The 18,590-nt window shown below is 69.3% G+C and carries 15 protein-coding genes; 8 read left to right on the forward strand and 7 right to left on the reverse strand.

The window, feature by feature from the left end; genetic code table 11:
* The first annotated feature begins 75 nt into the window (after nt 1–75).
* A complete protein-coding gene (gene thpD / locus BOSE125_RS00455; RefSeq protein ID WP_159548548.1) occupies nt 76–984 on the forward strand; it encodes an ectoine hydroxylase in 909 nt (302 codons plus the stop codon).
* A 61-nt stretch (nt 985–1,045) separates the two neighbouring features.
* Here the strand turns inward: thpD and BOSE125_RS00460 are convergent, their stop codons facing one another.
* On the reverse strand, nt 1,046–2,503 hold the full coding sequence (locus BOSE125_RS00460) for an MFS transporter (protein ID WP_159548551.1): 1,458 nt from the start codon (nt 2,501–2,503) through the stop codon (nt 1,046–1,048).
* Nucleotides 2,504–2,735: 232 nt separating this feature from the next.
* Here BOSE125_RS00460 and BOSE125_RS00465 point away from each other — a divergent pair, with 232 nt between their 5' ends.
* From BOSE125_RS00465 to BOSE125_RS00475, 3 genes are read left to right on the forward strand one after another with little or no spacing between them, the layout of a single operon-like run.
* Complete coding sequence (locus BOSE125_RS00465; protein ID WP_159548554.1) at nt 2,736–3,956, forward strand: acetyl-CoA C-acyltransferase; 1,221 nt, start codon at nt 2,736–2,738, stop codon at nt 3,954–3,956.
* The gene (locus BOSE125_RS00470; RefSeq protein WP_159548557.1) at nt 3,956–4,783 is read left to right on the forward strand and encodes an enoyl-CoA hydratase/isomerase family protein; all 828 of its coding nucleotides are present in this window, start codon (nt 3,956–3,958) and stop codon (nt 4,781–4,783) included. Before BOSE125_RS00465 ends, BOSE125_RS00470 begins: the two co-directional genes overlap by 1 nt.
* Entirely contained in the window at nt 4,780–5,646 is an 867-nt protein-coding gene (locus BOSE125_RS00475) for a 3-hydroxyacyl-CoA dehydrogenase family protein (RefSeq protein ID WP_159548560.1), read from the forward strand. The genes BOSE125_RS00470 and BOSE125_RS00475 overlap by 4 nt, the downstream gene beginning before the upstream one ends.
* A 16-nt stretch (nt 5,647–5,662) precedes the next feature.
* Here the strand turns inward: BOSE125_RS00475 and BOSE125_RS00480 are convergent, their stop codons facing one another.
* The 3 genes from BOSE125_RS00480 to BOSE125_RS00490 are packed head-to-tail and all read right to left on the reverse strand — an operon-like array spanning nt 5,663 to nt 11,123.
* Nucleotides 5,663–8,194, reverse strand: a complete 2,532-nt coding sequence (locus BOSE125_RS00480; RefSeq protein ID WP_159548563.1) for a GNAT family N-acetyltransferase — start codon at nt 8,192–8,194, stop codon at nt 5,663–5,665.
* Nucleotides 8,191–9,549 (reverse strand): lysine N(6)-hydroxylase/L-ornithine N(5)-oxygenase family protein, encoded by a 1,359-nt coding sequence (locus BOSE125_RS00485; RefSeq protein WP_159548566.1) that lies wholly within the window; start codon nt 9,547–9,549, stop codon nt 8,191–8,193. Before BOSE125_RS00485 ends, BOSE125_RS00480 begins: the two co-directional genes overlap by 4 nt.
* Nucleotides 9,546–11,123, reverse strand: a complete 1,578-nt coding sequence (locus BOSE125_RS00490) for an aspartate aminotransferase family protein (RefSeq protein ID WP_236557744.1) — start codon at nt 11,121–11,123, stop codon at nt 9,546–9,548. Before BOSE125_RS00490 ends, BOSE125_RS00485 begins: the two co-directional genes overlap by 4 nt.
* 275 nt (nt 11,124–11,398) lie before the next feature.
* On the opposite strand from BOSE125_RS00490, the gene paaZ reads away from it, so the two are divergent.
* Entirely contained in the window at nt 11,399–13,528 is a 2,130-nt protein-coding gene (gene paaZ, locus BOSE125_RS00495) for a phenylacetic acid degradation bifunctional protein PaaZ (protein WP_159548569.1), read from the forward strand.
* Nucleotides 13,529–13,546: 18 nt separating this feature from the next.
* On the opposite strand, the gene BOSE125_RS00500 is transcribed toward paaZ, so the two are convergent.
* The 3 genes from BOSE125_RS00500 to paaI form a co-directional block, all read right to left on the reverse strand.
* On the reverse strand, nt 13,547–14,161 hold the full coding sequence (locus BOSE125_RS00500) for a TetR/AcrR family transcriptional regulator (protein ID WP_159548572.1): 615 nt from the start codon (nt 14,159–14,161) through the stop codon (nt 13,547–13,549).
* A 59-nt stretch (nt 14,162–14,220) separates the two neighbouring features.
* The gene (locus BOSE125_RS00505; protein WP_159548575.1) at nt 14,221–15,540 is read right to left on the reverse strand and encodes an AMP-binding protein; all 1,320 of its coding nucleotides are present in this window, start codon (nt 15,538–15,540) and stop codon (nt 14,221–14,223) included.
* 92 nt (nt 15,541–15,632) lie between these two features.
* The gene (gene paaI, locus BOSE125_RS00510) at nt 15,633–16,088 is read right to left on the reverse strand and encodes a hydroxyphenylacetyl-CoA thioesterase PaaI (RefSeq protein ID WP_159548578.1); all 456 of its coding nucleotides are present in this window, start codon (nt 16,086–16,088) and stop codon (nt 15,633–15,635) included.
* 231 nt (nt 16,089–16,319) lie between these two features.
* Between paaI and paaA the strand changes: the two genes are divergently transcribed.
* Genes paaA through paaC form a run of 3 tightly spaced genes read left to right on the forward strand, consistent with a single transcriptional unit; the run spans nt 16,320 to nt 18,576 of the window.
* Nucleotides 16,320–17,330, forward strand: a complete 1,011-nt coding sequence (gene paaA / locus BOSE125_RS00515) for a 1,2-phenylacetyl-CoA epoxidase subunit PaaA (protein ID WP_159548581.1) — start codon at nt 16,320–16,322, stop codon at nt 17,328–17,330.
* A 2-nt stretch (nt 17,331–17,332) separates the two neighbouring features.
* Nucleotides 17,333–17,704: a 1,2-phenylacetyl-CoA epoxidase subunit PaaB gene (gene paaB / locus BOSE125_RS00520; RefSeq protein WP_256375968.1), complete on the forward strand. Its 372-nt coding sequence runs from the start codon at nt 17,333–17,335 to the stop codon at nt 17,702–17,704.
* Nucleotides 17,701–18,576: a 1,2-phenylacetyl-CoA epoxidase subunit PaaC gene (gene paaC / locus BOSE125_RS00525; RefSeq protein ID WP_236557745.1), complete on the forward strand. Its 876-nt coding sequence runs from the start codon at nt 17,701–17,703 to the stop codon at nt 18,574–18,576. Before paaB ends, paaC begins: the two co-directional genes overlap by 4 nt.
* Nucleotides 18,577–18,590: the final 14 nt, after the last annotated feature.

Here is an 18,590-nt window from a genome sequence, read left to right on the forward strand (position 1 = left end):
GGCATAGTAGGGCCCGCACCCGTGTGGTGAGAACCACCGAAACCGCGCAGAACACCGAAGGATAGGAGAAGACCGATGACTGCAACGGCAACGCAGCACAGAATCGACACCTACCCCACCCGGAACAATGGTGAGGTCAAGGTCATGCCCCGCGAGGATGCGGTGGTGTGGGGGTCCGCGTCAGACGGCCCGCTGGACCAGGCGACCCTGGACGGGTTCGACGCCCGCGGGTACCTGTCGATCGACCGGCTGGTCAGCGACGACGAGGTGGCGGAGTTCCACCGAGAACTCGAACGCCTCTCGCAAGACCCACAGGTCCGGGCGGACGAGCGCTGCGTGGTCGAGGCCAGCAGCCGTCAGGTGCGCTCCGTCTTCGACGTGCACCGCATCAGCCCGGTGTTCAAGAGGATCGCCAACGACCCGCGGGTGGTGGACCGTGCCCGCCAGCTGCTGGGCTCGGACGTCTACATCCACCAGTCCCGCGTGAACTTCAAGCCCGGATTCGAGGGCAAGGAGTTCATGTGGCACTCCGACTTCGAGACGTGGCACGCGGAAGACGGCATGCCCGCACCCCGGGCCGTCAGCATATCGATCTCGATGACGGACAACCACTCCTACAACGGGCCCCTGATGATCATGCCCGGCTCGCACCGTGAGTACGTCTCCTGCGACGGGGCGACCCCGGAGGACAACTACCTCAAGTCCCTGGTCATGCAGGGCGCCGGGACCCCGAGCAAGCAGATCCTGACGGACTTCTACGATCGCTACGGGATCGACGTGCTGGAGGGCCGGGCCGGTGGCGCCGTCATGTTCGACAGCAACTGCATGCACGCGTCCAACGGCAATGTCACCCCCGTCCCGCGCTCCAACGTGTTCATCGTGTTCAACTCGGTGGAGAACACCATTGAGGAGCCATACGCGGCGGCCAGGCCGCGGCCCGAGTTCGCCGGCTCGACCGACTTCACTCCGGCCGGACTGCGGTAGAGCCCTGGCTCACGGCCCGGGAGCCCGCTCCAGCTGGGGCCGGCACCCGGGCCGCTGTGGCTCAACGGTCCTCGGGCGTCCCCAGTGTCTGCGGGGTCTCGGGGTTCCTGGCCGGGGCAGCCTGGTCCGCTTGGGTCGCCTCGTCGACCAGGGGTGCGTCCTCCGGGTGGGCGGCCAGGTGTTCCCGGTGCGCCTCGTCCACGTGCAGATCGGATCCCTCCACGGACTTCGGCACCAGGGACACGGCCACGAAGGAGACGATGGCCAGCGCGGCGATGTAGACGCCGATGGTCCAGCTGGCACCGGTGCGGTTCAGCAGCAGCTGGGCGATCATCGGGGCGAAGGCGCCGCCGATGATCGAGCCGAAGGCATAGCCGATCGACACGCCGGAATAGCGAACATTGGCGGGGAACATCTCGGCATAGAGCGCGGACTGCGGGCCGTACGAGGGGCCGAGGCCGATGGTGAGGATGACGATGGCCAGGGTGAACAGCGGCAGTGAGGCGGTGTCCAGCAGGAACCACATGGGGATCGCCCACAGGATGATGATGCCGTAGCCGATCTGGAAGGTGCGGATCTTGCCGATCCGGTCACCGAGCCTGCCGCCCAGCATGGTGAACGCCAGCCAGCCGAGGCCGCCGATGAAGGAGGCCACGAGCGTGGACTCCCGGCTCATGCCCAGCACATTGGCGCCGTAGGAGGCGAAGAACGCGATGACCAGGTAACCGGCCGCGTTGTTGGCGGCGAAGATCAGGGCGGCCAGGATGACGTTCTTCTTGTGGCTCTTCAGGAGCACGCCCAGGGGAGCGGCGGATTCCTTCTTGCGCAGCTGCATCTCCTTGAACACCGGGGACTCGTCCACGGCGCGCCGGATGAGGTAGCCCACCAGGATCAGCACCACGGAGGACAGGAACGGGATGCGCCAGCCCCAGGCCATGAAGGCCTCCTCGGACATGGAGCTGGTCAGCAGCGTCATGAAGGCGGTGGCCAGCAGCATGCCGATCGGAACACCGATCTGCGGGTAGGAGCCGAAGGTGCTGCGCAGGTTGCGCGGAGCGTGCTCGACCGACATCAGGGCGGCTCCGCCCCATTCGCCACCGGCGGAGAAACCCTGGACGATGCGCAGGAAGATCAGGAGGATCGGGGCCCAGACGCCGATCACGGCGTGAGTGGGCAGCATGCCGATCAGGGCCGTGGCCCCGCCCATGCCGACCAGGGTGAGCACCAGGATCATCTTGCGTCCGTACTTGTCCCCCAGGTGGCCGGCGATGATGGCGCCGAGGGGTCGGAACAGGAAGCTGATGCCCAGGGAGGCCCAGGAGACCACCTGGGCCAGGGGTGCGTTCTCCTCAGCCAGCGGCGCGAAGAACAATGGCGCCAGCACGAAGGCCGCGGCCTGGGCGTAGATGAAGAAGTCGTACCACTCGATGGTGGTACCGACCAGGGTGCCGGCGAGGACCTTGCGCTCCTCGGCGCTGCGCCGCGGGCGGGCTGCCGCTGCGGTCTGTGAATCTGCCATGGTGAGCTCCAGACGACGGATGGGATGCTGAGGACGGTGCGGATTAGTGACTGACCGTTCGGTCACCGCACGATGATAATCCACTCTTGTGAGTCACGCCACATTCACCGCGGGGGTGACTGGACTGGTTGACCCCGCCGGCCGGGGGTGCGAATCTAATAGTGAACGATTGGTCGGTAATTGTCTGCCGTCCAGTCAGCGAACCCCACCATCCCCGTCGAACGGAGCCGAAGTGAGCGAAGCATTCCTGATCGGAGGTGCTCGCACGCCGGTCGGCCGTTATGGGGGTGCCCTCTCCTCCGTCCGCCCAGACGATCTGGCGGCGGTGACCATCCGCGCCGCGGTCTTGCGTTCGGGGCTGGACCCGGCCGCGGTCGATGAGGTCATCTACGGCAACGCCAATGGAGCGGGTGAGGAGAACCGCAATGTCGCCCGGATGGCCTGGTTGCTGTGCGGCTACCCGGACCACGTCCCCGGCATCACCGTCAACCGCCTCTGTGCCTCGGGCATGAGTGCCATCCAGATGGCCACCCACATGATCCAGGCCGGTGCGGCCGAGATCGTGGTGGCCGGCGGCGTCGAGTCCATGTCCCGCGCCCCCTGGGTCATGGAGAAACCGGCCACGCCGTTCTCCAAGCCGGGCGAGGTCGTGGACACCTCCATCGGCTGGCGCTTCACCAACCCGGCCTTCCTGTCCGGGGAGTACTCCCGCGGCGGCAAGGCCACCTACTCCATGCCGGAGACGGCGGAGGAGGTGGCCCGGGTCTACAACACCTCGCGCGAGGACTGCGATGCGTTCGCCGTCCGGTCCCACGAACGTGCCCTCGCCGCCATCGAGGCCGGGCGCTTCGCCGAGGAGATCGTCCCCGTGACTGTCCAGGGACGCAAGGGCGCCGAAACGGTGGTGGACACCGACGAGGGGCCCCGGCCGGGCACCTCGCCCGACGTCCTCGCCGGGCTTCGCCCCGTGGTGAAGGGCGGCAGCGTGGTCACCGCCGGCAACGCCTCCACGCTGAACGACGGGGCGTCCGCGATCATCGTCGCCTCCGAGGCCGCCGTGGAGAGGTACGGGCTCACGCCTCGTGCCCGGGTACTGGCGGGAGCCTCGGCCGGGCTGGCACCGGAGATCATGGGCATGGGTCCGGTCCCGGCCAGCCGCAAGGTGCTGGAACGCACGGGCACCGCGGTCGGTGACCTCGCCGCCGTCGAGCTCAACGAGGCGTTCGCCTCGCAATCCCTGGCCAGTCTGCGCGAACTGGGCCTGGACGCCGGGACGGTGAACAACGACGGCGGCGCGATCGCCCTCGGACACCCGCTCGGCTCCTCCGGGTCCCGGATCGTGATCACCCTGCTCGGCCGGCTCGAGCGCGAGGCGTCCCCGGGCGCACGGGGCCTGGCCACGATGTGCGTCGGCGTCGGTCAGGGCGCGGCGCTGCTGGTGGAGGCGGTCTGATGGTGCCGCTGGAGAATCTGAACCCGGACATCTTCGCGACGTTGGCGGTGGAGGAGAGCGAGGATCGGCTCGTGGTGCGATTGCACCGGCCCGAGGTGCGCAACGCAATCGACCAGGTGATGGTCGATGAGCTTCACGCGGTCTGTGCCCACCTGGAGCGGGTGCCGAAGGTGCTGATCCTGACCGGGACGCCCTCGGACGCCGAGGCCGGCACCCAGGGGGTCTTCGCCTCGGGGGCGGATATCGCCCAGCTGCGTGAGCGCCGCCGGGAGGACGCGCTGGCCGGGATCAACTCCACGATCTTCGATCGGATCGCGAAGCTGCCGATGCCGGTGATCGCCGCCCTGGACGGATACGCGTTGGGTGGGGGCGCGGAGCTGGCGTATGCCGCGGACTTCCGGATCGGGACGGCGGCGCTGCGGATGGGCAACCCGGAGACGAACCTGGGCATCATGGCCGCCGCGGGGGCGACCTGGCGGCTGAAGGAACTCGTCGGTGAGCCGCTGGCCAAGCAGATCCTGCTGGCCGGCCGAGTCCTGACCGGCGCCGAGTGCCTGGCAGCCGGTCTGATCAGCGAACTGGTCGAGCCGGAACAGCTCCTCGACGCCGCGCACTCGTTGGCGGATCGGATCGCTGCGCAGGACCCGCTGGCGGTGCGGATCACCAAGTCGGTGTTCCATGCCCCGCGTGAGGCCCACCCGGTGATCGACACCTTGGCCCAGGGCATGCTCTTCGAGTCCGAGGCGAAGTTCGACCGCATGCAGGCCTTCCTCGACCGCAAAGCCAGCAAGTCCAGCAAGAACAACACCAGCCGGGAGCAGTCATGAGTAGTGCAGAATCCGCGATGGTTCCGGCCCGGGTCGGCGTGCTCGGGGGCGGGCGGATGGGTGCCGGGATCGCGCATGCGTTCCTGATCAAGGGCGCCGAGGTGGTCGTGGTGGAGCGTGACGAGGCTGCTGCGGCTGCGGCCCGTGAACGGGTGAGCGCGTCGGCAGCGGCCTCGATCGAGCGCGGGGTGCTGCAGGGCCCGCTCGAGCAGGTCCTGGACCGCCTGGCCGTGACTCTGGACCGGAGCGCTTTCGCGGACCGGGAACTGGTGATCGAGGCGGTCCCGGAGGATTGGGAGCTGAAGGTCGCCTCCCTCAAGGACGTCGAACGGCACCTGGGAGACGGGGCGGTGCTGGCCTCGAACACCTCGAGCCTGTCCGTCACCGGGCTCTCGGCCGAACTGGTGCACCCGGAGAACTTCCTGGGGCTCCACTTCTTCAACCCGGTCCCGGCCTCGACCCTGATCGAGGTCGTGGTCGGGGCCCAGACCGCCCCCGAATGGGTGGCCGCGGCCCGGGCGTGGACTGCGGGACTGGGCAAGACTGCGGTCGTGGTCAATGACGCCCCGGGCTTCGCCTCCTCCCGACTCGGGGTCGCGATCGCGCTGGAGGCCATGCGGATGGTCGAGGAGGGAGTGGCCACCGCCGAGGACATCGACAACGCCATGGTCCTGGGCTACAAGCACCCCACCGGGCCGCTCAGGACCACGGACATCGTCGGGCTGGACGTGCGCCTGGGGATCGCCGAATACCTGGCCTCCACCCTGGGAGAGCGCTTCGACCCGCCCCAGATCCTGCGGGACAAGGTCGCCGCCGGCGAGCTCGGCCGCAAGACCGGTCAGGGCTTCTTCACCTGGTCCTGACCCTCCACCCCCCTGCTCAGACTCGGCGGCCGGCCAGGGGATTGTCGAGGTCCCCGGCATAGGACAGGGATCCGGCGGGGTCCGTCAGATCCACCATCTGCCGGTTGTTCCGCAGCTGCAGGCGGTTCAGGCAGGACAACCTGAAGGTCGGTTCCAGGAGACGCAGCGCATCGAACCGTTCGGCCGTCTCCGGGTGCCGGGACCGGTAGTCCGTCAGGCGTCCGGCCACCACGGCCCAGAACTGCTCCTCGGTGACCAGGGCCTCGCGGTCGAGCAGCGGGGCCAGGAAGCGCAGGAAGCAGTCCACGATGTCCGTCAGGATGGAGAGCCCGTGGTCCTCCGGAGCCACCTCGGCCCGGAGTCGTTCGACGCCCGGGGGCAGGTCCGTCCGGTCCCCGAGCACCGCGACCTCCTCCGCCAGGTCCTTGAGCAGCACCCGCTCGGGGGCGCCGTCCCTCAGCACCAGGATCACGTTCTCCCCGTGCGGCATGAAGACCAGGTCATGGCGGACCAGGCAGTGCACGATCGGCACCAGGTAGGCGTCCAGGTACCGTTCCAGCCACGCGGTGGCCCCCAGCCCGGAGCGCCGGACGTAGGCAGCGGCCAGGGAGGCGCCATCGGCATCCGTGTGCAGCAGGGAGGCCATGGTGGTCAGCTGCTCGCCCTGACCGATGCGCGCGGCCGGTGACTCGCGCCAGAGGGCCGCGAGCATCTTCCGGTAGGCCGAATCCCGCTCGGTGGCCGCATGGAACAGCGGATTGGCATACCCGACGGCGGCGACCTCGCGCAGCAGTTGGACACGCCCCGGATCCAGCTCGGGGTCAGCGGCGAAGAGCCCCTGCAGCCAGTCGTTGATCGCCGGTGTCGCGTCCATGTACTCCGCGGACAGTCCTCGCAGGAACCCCATGTTGAGGACGGACAGGGCTGTCTTGACGTAGTGGCGCTCCGGGGCTGAGCGGTTGAAGAACGTCCGGATGGACTGCTGCGGCTGGTAGAGGTCCTCCGTGGCCCCCAGATGCACCAGGTGCCCCGTGGCCACGTCCGCGGCGAAGGTCACCGACAGGCGGTGGCGCCACTGCCAGGGGTGCACTGGTAGCGGCAGGAAGTCCGCGGCGTCCAACCCGGTGTCCCGGCAGGCCTGCTCCAGCCGGGCGCGGAACACAGAGCGCAGCTCCGGGCCGAGCTCGGCTTCGAGCAGTCCGTCCAGGTCCAGTCCGTCCACCGCGGTGAACCGGGTCCGGGACACATGGGCGGCCACCCACTCCAGGGGCAGGGCCGAGCCGGTCTCCGGGGCCAGATCCAGATAGTCGTCCGAGCCCAGCCCGAGCCGGCCGTTGTTGGCCACGAAACAGGGGTGGCCCTCGGTCATGGCGGCCTCGATCCTCTGGAAGTCTGCCACGGCGTCACCTGTCCCGGCGGCGAGCTCCGCCGCGGTGGCCACCGAGTGCAGCTGCTTGTAGCAATGGGAGGCCAGCGTGCTGCCGATCTCCTCCAGGTACACCGGCAGCTGCGCCGTGGACAGGCCCAGCACGTCGCGGAAGGCCGTGACGAACCGCTGGACGTCGGGCACCGCGGGTGCCCAGCCGGCGTCGGGATTGGACTCGGGATCACCCGGCGTCCCGACGCCGGCCGCCTCGCCGCCCCCACGAGCCTCGCCCGGGTGCCCGGTCAGCTCCTCGCAGTGCAGGGACCCGGCATCGATGTCCCAGTGGTCCAGCGCGTAGCGCCGGGCCTGGAACCGGTAGCGCACACCGGGCCCGTCCACGTGCCACGCGTCTGCCTGGAGCACGGGTTCCAGGAGCCGCTCATGGGTGAATTCGGCGAGGGCCTTGGCCAGCAGGTGGCGGTTGGCGGTGGCCCAGCGTGCCGGGGACAGGTGGGCGACGGTCTCCGAGGGGCGGCCGGTGGCGGTGGCGAAGTCGGACCGGGTGCAGAAGGACAGCTGGGCCGTCTTGGCGGGGGCGCCGTCCGCCGCGGGCAGGTCCAGCCGCTCCACGGGTCGGAAGCCCAAGCGGGCGTTGAGGGCCTGGATCGCGGAGTTCCGCGCATCCGGTTCGACCACCACGCGCAGCACCGCCGGATCCGCGAACAGATGCGCCAGCGACGCCTCCATCGCGGCGGCGCTGTAGCCGGACTCGGGACCACCGGTGGTGGCCGGGCTGCCGAGAATTGTGGTGGCCGGGTCCGGCAGCAGCAGATGCAGTCCGGCGTCGCCGTGCCGCCAGGCGTAGCGGCCGGCCAGCACGGACTGGGCCGGGTCATAGGTCTCCAGCAGGAAGGCCGGCGCCCCGCCACGGTGCCCGTCCAGCGCGATCAGTGCGTGGTGGTGCGAGTCGGCGGCGATCCGCTCGTGCTCAGCGCGGACCTGCTCCACGCCCGCTCCGGTCAGGCCCCAGAAGTGCGCCCGTTCCGTGCTGACCCAGGAGTGGAGCAGCCCGGCATCGGCCGCCGGGTCGACGGGTCGGAAGGAGAACCGGGGTGTGGCCGGGGCGGTGCCAGCGGTGGGACCTGCGGGCGCCGGGGTGGGGATGGTGGTCTGGTCGATCATCGAAGGGCCTCCTGGAGGTCTGCGGACGGGGTGGTCTGTGCGGGGGTGCCGGCGTCGGCGGCGGGGTCGAAGGTCGCGTGGCTGCCGGGCGTCCCGAATTCCTGGAAGGCGATCCGGCGCTCCGCCACGTAGTGCTCGTGACCGCACAGGCGGTTGACGAGCACGGAGTTCCGGTAGGCGCCCATCCCCAGGTCCGGAGCCGTGAACCCGTGGGTGTGCAGTTCGGCATTCTGGACGAACACGTCGCCGTGCCTGCCGATCCCGTAGCCACGGTCCACGTCCCAGCGCCCGTCCGGCAGGCGGGACAGCCGGTCCTCGACGCCGGCCAGGAAGTCCGGCTGACGGTAGCCATAACCGGTGGCCAGGACGACGGCATCGACCTCGGTCTCCTGTAGCCCGCCGTCCTCGCCGTGGCGCAAGGACAGCACCAGCCGGCCGGTGCTCTCACGGATGCCCTCGAGGGCGGTGGCCGTCCGCAGGGTGGCCGGGGCGGGGCCGTCCACGCTGGCCGCGTAGAGGCGGTCGTAGATGCTGTTCAGCAGGTCCGCGTTGACACCCTTGTACAGCCCCTGATGCTCCGCGCCGAGGCGGTCCCGGACGGATTGAGGCAGGGCGGTGAAATGGTCGATGTAGTCCGGGGACGTCATCTCCAGCGTCGGCTTGGTGTACTCGAGCGGGAAGAACCGGGGGGACCGGGTCAGCCACTCCACGTGCCGGTGTTCGCCGGCTCCGGCCAGCAGGTCGTCGAAGACCTCGGCGGCGCTCTGCCCACTGCCCACGACCGCGATGCGCTCAGCCGCCAGCAACCGTTCCCGGGCGGGCAGATAGCCGGAGGAATGGAAGACGCGTGGGTCGGAGCGCAAGGTGCCGGGGACGGCGTCGGGCATCCGGGGTTCGGTGCCGGTGCCCAGAATGAGGTTTCGTGCGGCCAGGGTGCGCGGGCCGTCCGGGGTGTGAGCGGTGACGCGGTAGGCCGTGCCGTCATGGCGGATGTCCGTCACCCGGTGCCCGTACCGGACCGGCAGCTGCTCGGCAGCCCAGGCGAGGTACTTCGCGTACTCGGACCGCAGGGCGTAGAAGTCCTCGCGGATGTAGAAGGGGTAGATCCGTCCGGCGTCCTTGAGGAAGGCCAGGAAGGAGAGGGGGTGGGTGGGATCGGCCAGGGAGACCAAGTCGGCGAGGAACGGCACCTGCAGGTGCGTGCCCGCCAGCATCATCCCCGGGTGCCATTGGGGTGCGTCCCGCCCCTCGAGGACCACGACGTCCAGACCGGCAGGGCCGGCCAGGGCGGCGAAACCCAGGTTGAACGGGCCGGCGCCGATCGCGATGGCGTCGTGGACGATGGGCGCGCTCATGCGGCCACCTCCGATCCGGCCACGGCACGCCCATGCCGGACCACCGCCTCGAGGATGGCCTCCACGTCGGCCACGGTGGTGCGCGGGTTGAGCAGGGTCAGCTTCAGGTGACGCCGGCCGGCGACGGTGGTGGCGGCGACCATGGCCTCTCCGGAGCGGTACAGCGAACGCCGGAGGGCATCCTGCAGCCGGTCCACGGCCACGCCGTCCGCCTCAGGTCCCCATCCCGGTTCGAACCGGAACACCACGGTTCCGAGCTGGACCGGGGCGGCGAGCTCGAGCTCGCCGCTGTCCTCCACCAGCCGGCCCGCCTCCGCGGCCAGGTCCAGGGTGGCGTCGAAGAGCCCGCCGAGGACGTCGGAGCCCAGGGACCGCAGCGTCACCCACAGTTTCAGGGCATCGAAGCGCCGGGTGGTCTGCAGCGACTTGTCCACCTGGTTGGGGCTGTCCGGGTCCTGGTCCGGGTTGAGGTAGTCGGCGTGGTGCGTGATGTGGGCGAACCGGCTGCCCTCGGCCACCAGCAGCGCACTGGAGCCGATGGGCTGGAAGAACGACTTGTGGAAGTCCACGGTCACGGAATCGGCCCGTTCGATCCCCGCGAGCCAGTGCCGGCGGGTGGGGGAGGCGAGCAGTCCGCAGCCGTAGGCGGCGTCCACGTGGAACCAGGCGCCGTTCCTCCGGGCCGTTGAGGCCAGGGCGTCCAGCGGGTCGATGGCGCCGAAGTCGGTGGTGCCAGCGGTGGCGACGACGGCCAGGGCGCGCAGTCCGCGCGCCACGTCCTCGCCCATGGCCCGTTCCAGGGCCACCTGGTCCATGCGGTGGTTCCGGTCCACGGGGATCGGCACGACCGCATCCTCACCCAGACCGAGGTGGACGGCCGAGCGCACGATGCTGAAGTGGCTGTCCTGGGAGGCGTAGATCCGCCAGCCGGCCAGTCGCCCCGGAAGGGGGCCGGTCCCCGGGGAGACGGCACGGTTGCGGGCCATCAGCAGCGCCTGAAGGTTCGACTGGGTGCCGCCGCTGGTGAAGATTCCGTCCGCTGCCGCACCCAGTCCGGCCAGGTCGGCGGCCCACCGCACCAGCCGCCGCTCGATCAAGCTGGCGCCGGCCGACTGGTCCCAGGTGTCCATGGAGGTGTTGATGCTCGTGACCAGTGCCTCCGCCGCCACGGCCGGCAGGGCCACCGGGCAGTTCAAGTGGGCGGCGTACCGGGGGTGGTGGAAGTACACCGCATCGTCCAGGTAGAGCGAGGAGGCCTCGGCCAGCGCGGCCTCGGTCGAGCCGAGCGGCGCCGCGAGGTCGATGGCCGAGACGGACTCCTGCAGGTCCGCTGGGTCCGGTCCGGTCGTCGGCGACTGCGCCCGAACGATCGCCGCGGCGGCCAGCAGGGCAGCGGTCCCGGTGTCCTGTACGAAGCGGTGCGCGTTGTCGGCGGAGAGCAGAGCGGCGTCCGCGGCGGGGTGCCGTAGGGCGAGGCTGTCCGGACCCTGCATCGGGCTGGTGTGGCTGATCGGGCTGGTCTGACCGGTCGGATCGGCCGGGGCCATCTGCTCGGTGGAGCTGGGGGCTGTCATACTGTCCCTTCGTTGATGAGGTTAGCCTTACCTAACCGGCGTCCATTAAACGCACAGGGGTGGGCGGTAATTCAACTGGACCTTTGGCCAGGGTGGTGGAGGCGATGGGGATGGCCAGTACGGCCGGGTTGAGATGGCCAGGGCCAGGGCGGCCGGGCTGGTCGAGTGGCGGAATGGCGAGCCCAGCAGCTCTGCCGCGGAGGGTGTGTGCTGGGCCACCCTCCTGTTAGGGTGGTGGTCATTACTGACCGATCGTTCAGAAAGGCCTCTGCCGGATGAGCACGCACACGACCACCGCCACCGTCCCCAGCTACGTCCTCGACCAGTGGTGGACCCCCGCGGAGGGCTCCCGCACCGCGGAGGTCCGGGACGCCAACACCGGCGAGGCCATGCTCCGTTTCGGGGCCGAGGGCCTGGACCTCGGCGAGGTTCTGGCGCATGCCCGCACCATCGGCCAGCGCGAGCTCGGGGCACTGACCCTGCACGAACGGGCGCTGAAGCTCAAGGAACTCGCTATGTTCCTCAATGGCCGCCGTGACGAGCTGTATGCCCTCTCCCACCGGACGGGGGCCACCCAGGTGGACAACATGGTGGACATCGACGGCGGTATCGGCGTGCTGTTCACCTACTCGTCCAAGGGGCGGCGCGAACTGCCCAACGCCAACGTCATCCAGGACGGGGGCGTGGAGCCACTGTCCAAGGACGGCTCCTTCATCGGCACCCACATCTACACCCGTATCCCGGGAGCAGCTGTGCAGGTCAACGCCTTCAACTTCCCGGTCTGGGGCATGCTTGAGAAGTTCGCGCCGGCCTTCATCGCCGGCGTGCCCACCATCGTCAAGCCGGCCACCCCCACCGGCTATGTCACCGAGGCCGCTGTGCGGATCATGATCGAATCCGGGATCCTGCCGCCTGGCTCGTTGCAGCTGATCTCCGGATCCGCCCGCGGGCTGCTGGACGTCATGGACTATCGGGACCTGCTGGCCTTCACCGGATCGGCCTCCACAGCGCAGTCGCTCAAGGCCCATCCGAACGTGGTGACCGGCGGCGTCCGCTTCACCGCCGAGACCGACTCGCTCAACGCCGCCATCCTCGGCCCGGACGCCGTGGAGGGCACCCCGGAGTTCGATGCCTTCGTCAAGGCCGTCGTCACCGAGATGACCGTCAAGGCCGGGCAGAAGTGCACCGCCATCCGGCGCACCATCGTCCCCGAGGGCCAGCGGGATGCCGTGGCCCGGGCCGTCTCCGAGCGGCTGGACTCACGCGTGGTCCTCGGCGACCCGCGCGCCGAGGGCGTCACCATGGGCGCCCTGGCCTCCCTGGACCAGTTGCGGGACGTGCGCGGTGCCGTCGAGGACCTGCTCGCCGCCGGGGGTGAACTCGCCTATGGAACCCTGGACGCCCCCTCGGTGCGCACCGCCTCAGGTGAGGAGGCCGTCGTCGAGCAGGGTGCCTTCATGTCCCCGATACTGCTCTCCTGGGCGGACGGGGACGCCGAGGCCGTGCACTCCCGCGAGGCATTCGGGCCGGTGACCTCCTTGCTGGGCTACACCGACGTGACCGACGCCGTCCGCCTGGCCGCCCGCGGCTCCGGCTCACTCGTGGCCACGGTGTGCACGAACGATCCGGAGGTCGCGCGCGAACTGACCACCGGGATCGCCGGCCACCACGGCCGCGTGCATTTGCTCAACCGGGAGACCGCCCGGTCCAGCACCGGCCATGGCTCTCCGATGCCCCAGCTGGTCCACGGCGGGCCGGGCCGGGCCGGGGGCGGTGAGGAGCTCGGCGGCATCCGCGCCGTCCTGCACCACATGCAGCGCACCGCCCTGCAGGGCTCGCCCAACCTGGTCACGGCCGTCACCGGCGTGTGGCAGACCGGGGCGGACCGCCGCATCGCGGGATCACCGGCGTACGGGGCCGAGTCCGGCCAGAAGCACCCGTTCCGTAAGTCACTCACAGACCTGCGGGTCGGTGACGCCCTGGCCTCGGACCTGCGCCAGGTCACCCAGGAGGACATCACCGCGTTCGCCCACACCACAGGGGACACCTTCTACGCCCACACGAACCCGGAGGCGGCCGCCGCCAACCCCTTCTTCCCGGGCACCGTGGCGCACGGCTACCTGCTGGTGGCCTGGGCCGCCGGACTCTTCGTGGAGCCGGCTCCCGGCCCGGTGCTGGCCAACTACGGCCTGGAGAACCTGCGGTTCGTCACGCCGGTGGCCGCCGGTGACTCCATCCGCATCACCCTGACCGCCAAGAGGATCACCCCGCGGGTGACGGACGAGTACGGCGAGGTGGCCTGGGACGCCGTGATCCACAACCAGGACGACGAGATCGTGGCGACCTACGATGTCCTGACCCTGGTGGAGAAGGAGGACACCCTCTACCGGGACTGGACCGACTGAGGCCGACCCTGCGCCGGGTCAGGCGCGGGCGCGCAGCCCGTCCACGATCATGGCGATCGCGTTCTCCTCGACCTGCGCGGGGGAGACGGGCCCGTCCGGGCGGTACCACTCCACCAGGGAGTTGATCATGCCGAACATCAACCGGGTGGTGGTGCGCGGCTCCACATCGCTGCGCACCTTGCCCTCGGCCTGGGCAGCCACCACGAGGTCCACGATCTTGTGGTCCACCGTGCGGCGGCGCTGCAGGGCGTCACGCTCGATCTCGGTGTTACCGCGCAAGCGCAGCAGCAGGGTCACGTAGGGCTGGCGGTCGATGAGGACGCGGATGGTCGAGCGCAGGATGAACTCGAGGCGCTCGATGGTGCCGCCCTTCTGGGCACGCTCGTCCTCGCCGATGGATTCCAGGGGGACCAGGGCCTCGTCCAGGGCCAGCCGCAGCAGGTCCCCCTTCGAGGGCACGTGGTGGTAGATCGCCGACTTGCTGACCCCGAGCTCCACGGCGAGCATCCCCATGGAGGTGGCGTCATAGCCATGGCGGTTGAACACCTGGACGGCGATCTCCAGCACCGAGTCCTGGTCATAGCCGGGCCGGCCCCGCCGGGGGGACTTCGGCACGGCGGAAGCGGTCGTCATGTCAGGTCTCCTGATCGGCGCGGGTGGATGGTCCTACACGGTCCTATGGTCCTGCGGACTCAGGGCGTGCGCAGGTCGTGGATCCGCTTCAGCTTACCCACGGACCGGGGCAGGGCCTCCGGGTCCACGACGTCGATGCGGCAGCTCGAGCCCACATGGATCTTGATGAGCTTCTGCAACTCCCCGGCGGCGACCAGCGCCCGATCCGCGGTGCAGTCATCCCGGCGCTCGATCTTCACCGCAAGTTCGTCCATCCGGCCGGGACGGGTGATCTCCAACTGGAAATGCGGGGACAGGCCGGCGACGGTGAGGGCGAGTTCCTCGATCTGGCTGGGGAACAGGTTCACGCCGCGCAGGATGATCATGTCATCCGAGCGCCCGGTGATCCGGCCCATCCGCCGGTGGCCCGGGCGGGCGGTGCCGGGCAACAGCCGGGTCAGGTCGTGGGTGCGGTAGCGGATGATGGGCAGGGCCTGCTTGGTCAGTGCCGTGAACACGATCTCACCGTGCTCGCCGTCCCCGAGGACCTTGGTGTCGTCGAAGGCGTCCACGATCTCCGGGCGGAAATGGTCCTCCCAGATGTGGCAGCCGTCCTTCGTCTGCCCGGATTCCCCGGCCACCCCGGGGCCCATGACCTCGGAGAGGCCGTAGATGTCACAGGCGTCGATGGCGAACATCTCCTCCAGCTCGTGGCGCATCTCCTCGGTCCACGGTTCGGCGCCGAGCACGCCGACCTTCAGCGAGGTCTTGCGCGGGTCGAGCCCGGCGCGCTGCATGGCATCGCCGATCGTCAGCAGGTAGGTGGGGGTGCACAGGATGGCATCCGGCTGGAAGTCCTGGATCAGCGTGATCTGCTTCTCGGTCTGCCCACCGGACATCGGAATGACGGTGGTGCCGAGGCGTTCGGCGGCCCCGTGGGCTCCCAGGCCGCCGGTGAAGAGGCCGTAACCGTAGGCGTTGTGGACCTTCATGCCCGGGGTGACTCCGGCGATCCGGAGGCAGCGGGCCCCCAGTTTGGCCCAGTCGTCCAGATCCTGCTGCGTGTAGCCGACCACGGTGGCGCGGCCGGTGGTGCCGGAGGAGGCGTGGATGCGGGCCACCTGCTCCTGCGGAACGGCGAACATGCCGAAGGGGTAGGAGCGGCGCAGGTCCTCCTTGTCCGTGAAGGGGAACATCGCCAGGTCCGAGAGCTCTTTCAGGTCACTGGGGTGAACCCCGGCGGAGTCGTACTTCTCGCGGTAGAGCGGGACTCGCTCATAGGCGTAGGCAATCGTGTCCTGGAGTCGCTTGAGCTGCAGTGCCTCGATCTGGTCGCGGCTCATCGTCTCCTCAGGATCCAGCCCGAGGGTCGCGTCGGTCATGGAGAGGGTCTCGGTCATCGTCGGAAGCCTTAATGTGTGCGGTGGTGTTGGGGGCGTTGAGGGCTGACGGCTGAGAGGTGCTGACGCGGGCTTCGGTTCAGAGCTTCGCTTCAGCGCTTGGGGATGGTGCGGGACCGCCCGCGGAACTCCGCGATGACCTCGGTGCCGCCCTCCGGCAGGGACTGGCGGACCTGGATGTCGTAGAGCCCGCTGCGGCCGTTCTGCTGGCGCCGATCGGCCACCGCCGTCAGTAGCCGCCCCGGGATGCCGGGCCTGAGGAAGTTCATGTCCACGCCTGAGGCCACGGTGACCGTCTCGTCCGAGCCCTCGGCCGGGTTGCACGCCAGCGCGAAGGCCGAGTCGGCCAGGGCGAACACCATGCCCCCGTGGGCGATGCCGAAGCCGTTCAGCATCTCCTGGCGCAGCGTCATGGTGATGACGGCGTGCCCATCGGCGATCGCCTCCACCTCGATGCCCATCCACTCGCTGGCCGGATCGTTCTGGAGGATGGCGTGCCAGTCGCCGAGCCGTGACGGTGCTTGCGGGGCCTTCTCCGTGGTGGTCATGGCGCTCCAATCATTATCTACTGAACGATCATTAGGTAATCTCAATCTGTGACCTGGGTCAAGTTCCGGGTCGCGGTCAGCGTAGGCCGCGTGTTGACGAACGGCGAGTCGATGCCTATATACTGAACGAACGGTCGGTAAATACGTCGGCTCCCGACCATGCCCCTGTGGCACTGATGAGACGACATCCGCCGCACCGCACACGGCGAATCCGAGAATGAGGTGGTCACCATGGCCGAACACAAGAGCTCCGGCGGGCGCCTGGCCGCCGTCCGGACACCGCAGGACATCGAGGGCGAGCGCCGGTTCGACGCGATCATCGCGGATGACTCCCGCATCGAGCCCCGGGACTGGATGCCCGAGGCCTACCGCAAGTCATTGACCCGGCAGATGTCCCAGCACGCCCACTCCGAGATCATCGGGATGCAACCGGAGGCCAACTGGATCACCCGAGCCCCCAGCCTCAAGCGCAAGGCCATCCTCATGGCCAAGGTGCAGGACGAGGCCGGCCATGGGCTCTACCTGTACTCGGCCACCGAGACCCTCGGAACCGACCGGGACACCCTGAACGATCAACTGCTGACCGGACGCGCCAAATATTCCTCGATCTTCAACTACCCCGCCCGCACGTGGGCGGACATGGGTGCCATCGGCTGGCTCGTCGACGGCGCGGCCATCGCCAACCAGGTGCCGCTGTGCCGTGCCTCCTACGGTCCCTACGGCCGGGCCATGGTGCGCATCTGCAAGGAGGAGTCCTTCCACCAGCGCCAGGGATTCGAGATCCTGCTGGAACTGTCCCGCGGCACCGAGGCCCAGCGGAAGATGGCCCAGGACGCCATCAACCGTTTCTACGCCCCGGCGCTGATGATGTTCGGGCCCTCGGACCAGGACTCGCCGAACTCGCAGCAGTCCATGGCGTGGAACATCAAGCGCTTCTCCAACGATGACCTGCGCCAGCGGTTCGTCGGCATGATCGTGGAACAGGTCAAAGTCCTCGGCCTGAGCCTGCCGGATCCGGACCTGCGCTACGACGAGGAATCCGGCCAATGGCTGCACATGGAGCTGGACTGGGACGAGTTCAAGCGCGTGGTCTCCGGGGGTGGACCCTGCAACGCCCAGCGGCTGGCCCGCCGTCGGGAGGCCCACGAGGACGGGGCCTGGGTCCGTGAGGCCGCAACCGCCTTCGCCCAGAGGCAACAGGATGAGCAGAACCGGCAGGACCAGACGGCAGAGGTGGCCTGAACATGAGCAGCACCGTGATCGGCCAGGACGGCGAGAGCAAGCAGAACAGTCAGAGCAACCAGCCCAGTCAGGGTGCCCCCAAGCCCCCGACGTCGGCCGGCTGGCCCCTCTGGGAGGTCTTCGTGCGCTCCTCGCGGGGCCTGTCCCATGTGCACGCCGGTTCGCTCCACGCGCCGGACGCGGAGATGGCCGTCCGCAACGCGCGGGATCTCTACACCCGGCGCAACGAGGGCGTCTCCCTCTGGGTGGTCCGCTCCGCGGACATCATCACCTCGGACCCGGATGCCAGGGACATGATGTTCGAATCGCCCCAAGGCAAGGACTACCGCCACGCCACGTACTACAAGGAAAGCGAAGGGGTGAAGCATCTGTGAGCGGCACCTCCACCGGCCACCTGCCGGATCATAGCCTGGACAGCTTCGGCGACGCCGCGGCGTCGGCCACGCGGGTCACCCCCGGTAACGCCCTGCGTCCCGAGGACATCGCCCTGCAGCAGATGGCCCCCGCCGGTGACGCCGTCGCCCGGTATGCGCTCCATCTGGGCGACGATGCCCTCATCCTCGCCCAACGGCTCTCGCACTGGATCTCACGCGGACCCGAGTTGGAGGAGGACGTCGCCTTGGGCAACATCGCCCTCGACCAGCTGGGCCACGCCCGCTCCTTCCTCAGCTACGCCGGCAAGGCCTGGGGCCAGACGGAGGACGACCTGGCCTACTTCCGTGAGGAGGAGGAGTTCACCTCCGTGCATCTGGTGGAGCAGCCCAACGGTGATTTCGCCGAGACGATGGTGCGCGGCCTGTTCATGGCCCTCTACCAGCACCAGCTCTACGCCCGGCTGGCGCACTCGGCTGACGAGACCATCGCCGCCATCTCCGCCAAGGCGCTCAAGGAGGTCGACTACCACCTGGAGCATGCCGAACTGTGGACCCTGCGCCTCGGCCGGGGCACCGAGGAGTCGTCCCGCCGGATGCGCCGCGCCCTGGACAAGCTCTGGCCCTACACCGCAGAGCTGTTCCAGGACGAACCACTGCACGAGGAGCTCGAGGGCGTCGCCGTGCGCCCCTCCACGTTGCGTGCGGAATGGGACGACCGGCTGCGGGACATCCTCGACCGGTCCGAACTGGCCCTCCCGGAGATTCCCGCGGCCCTGTGCCTCGGCCGCCGCGGCGAACACTCCGAGCACCTGGGATACATCCTTGCCGAGATGCAGGTGCTCGCCCGCAAGCATCCCGGCGCCACCTGGTAGACGACAGGAGGAGC

Source organism: Citricoccus sp. K5, from assembly GCF_902506195.1.
Lineage (GTDB): Bacteria > Actinomycetota > Actinomycetes > Actinomycetales > Micrococcaceae > Citricoccus.

Coding starts and splice junctions, on each gene's coding strand:
- thpD (WP_159548548.1), top strand. CDS start 76: ATGACTGCAACGGCAACGCAGCACAGAATCGACACCTACCCCACCCGG.
- BOSE125_RS00460 (WP_159548551.1), bottom strand. CDS start 2,503: ATGGCAGATTCACAGACCGCAGCGGCAGCCCGCCCGCGGCGCAGCGCC.
- BOSE125_RS00470 (WP_159548557.1), top strand. CDS start 3,956: ATGGTGCCGCTGGAGAATCTGAACCCGGACATCTTCGCGACGTTGGCG.
- BOSE125_RS00475 (WP_159548560.1), top strand. CDS start 4,780: ATGAGTAGTGCAGAATCCGCGATGGTTCCGGCCCGGGTCGGCGTGCTC.
- BOSE125_RS00480 (WP_159548563.1), bottom strand. CDS start 8,194: ATGATCGACCAGACCACCATCCCCACCCCGGCGCCCGCAGGTCCCACC.
- BOSE125_RS00485 (WP_159548566.1), bottom strand. CDS start 9,549: ATGAGCGCGCCCATCGTCCACGACGCCATCGCGATCGGCGCCGGCCCG.
- BOSE125_RS00490 (WP_236557744.1), bottom strand. CDS start 11,123: ATGACAGCCCCCAGCTCCACCGAGCAGATGGCCCCGGCCGATCCGACC.
- paaZ (WP_159548569.1), top strand. CDS start 11,399: ATGAGCACGCACACGACCACCGCCACCGTCCCCAGCTACGTCCTCGAC.
- BOSE125_RS00500 (WP_159548572.1), bottom strand. CDS start 14,161: ATGACGACCGCTTCCGCCGTGCCGAAGTCCCCCCGGCGGGGCCGGCCC.
- BOSE125_RS00505 (WP_159548575.1), bottom strand. CDS start 15,540: ATGACCGAGACCCTCTCCATGACCGACGCGACCCTCGGGCTGGATCCT.
- paaI (WP_159548578.1), bottom strand. CDS start 16,088: ATGACCACCACGGAGAAGGCCCCGCAAGCACCGTCACGGCTCGGCGAC.
- paaA (WP_159548581.1), top strand. CDS start 16,320: ATGGCCGAACACAAGAGCTCCGGCGGGCGCCTGGCCGCCGTCCGGACA.
- paaB (WP_256375968.1), top strand. CDS start 17,333: ATGAGCAGCACCGTGATCGGCCAGGACGGCGAGAGCAAGCAGAACAGT.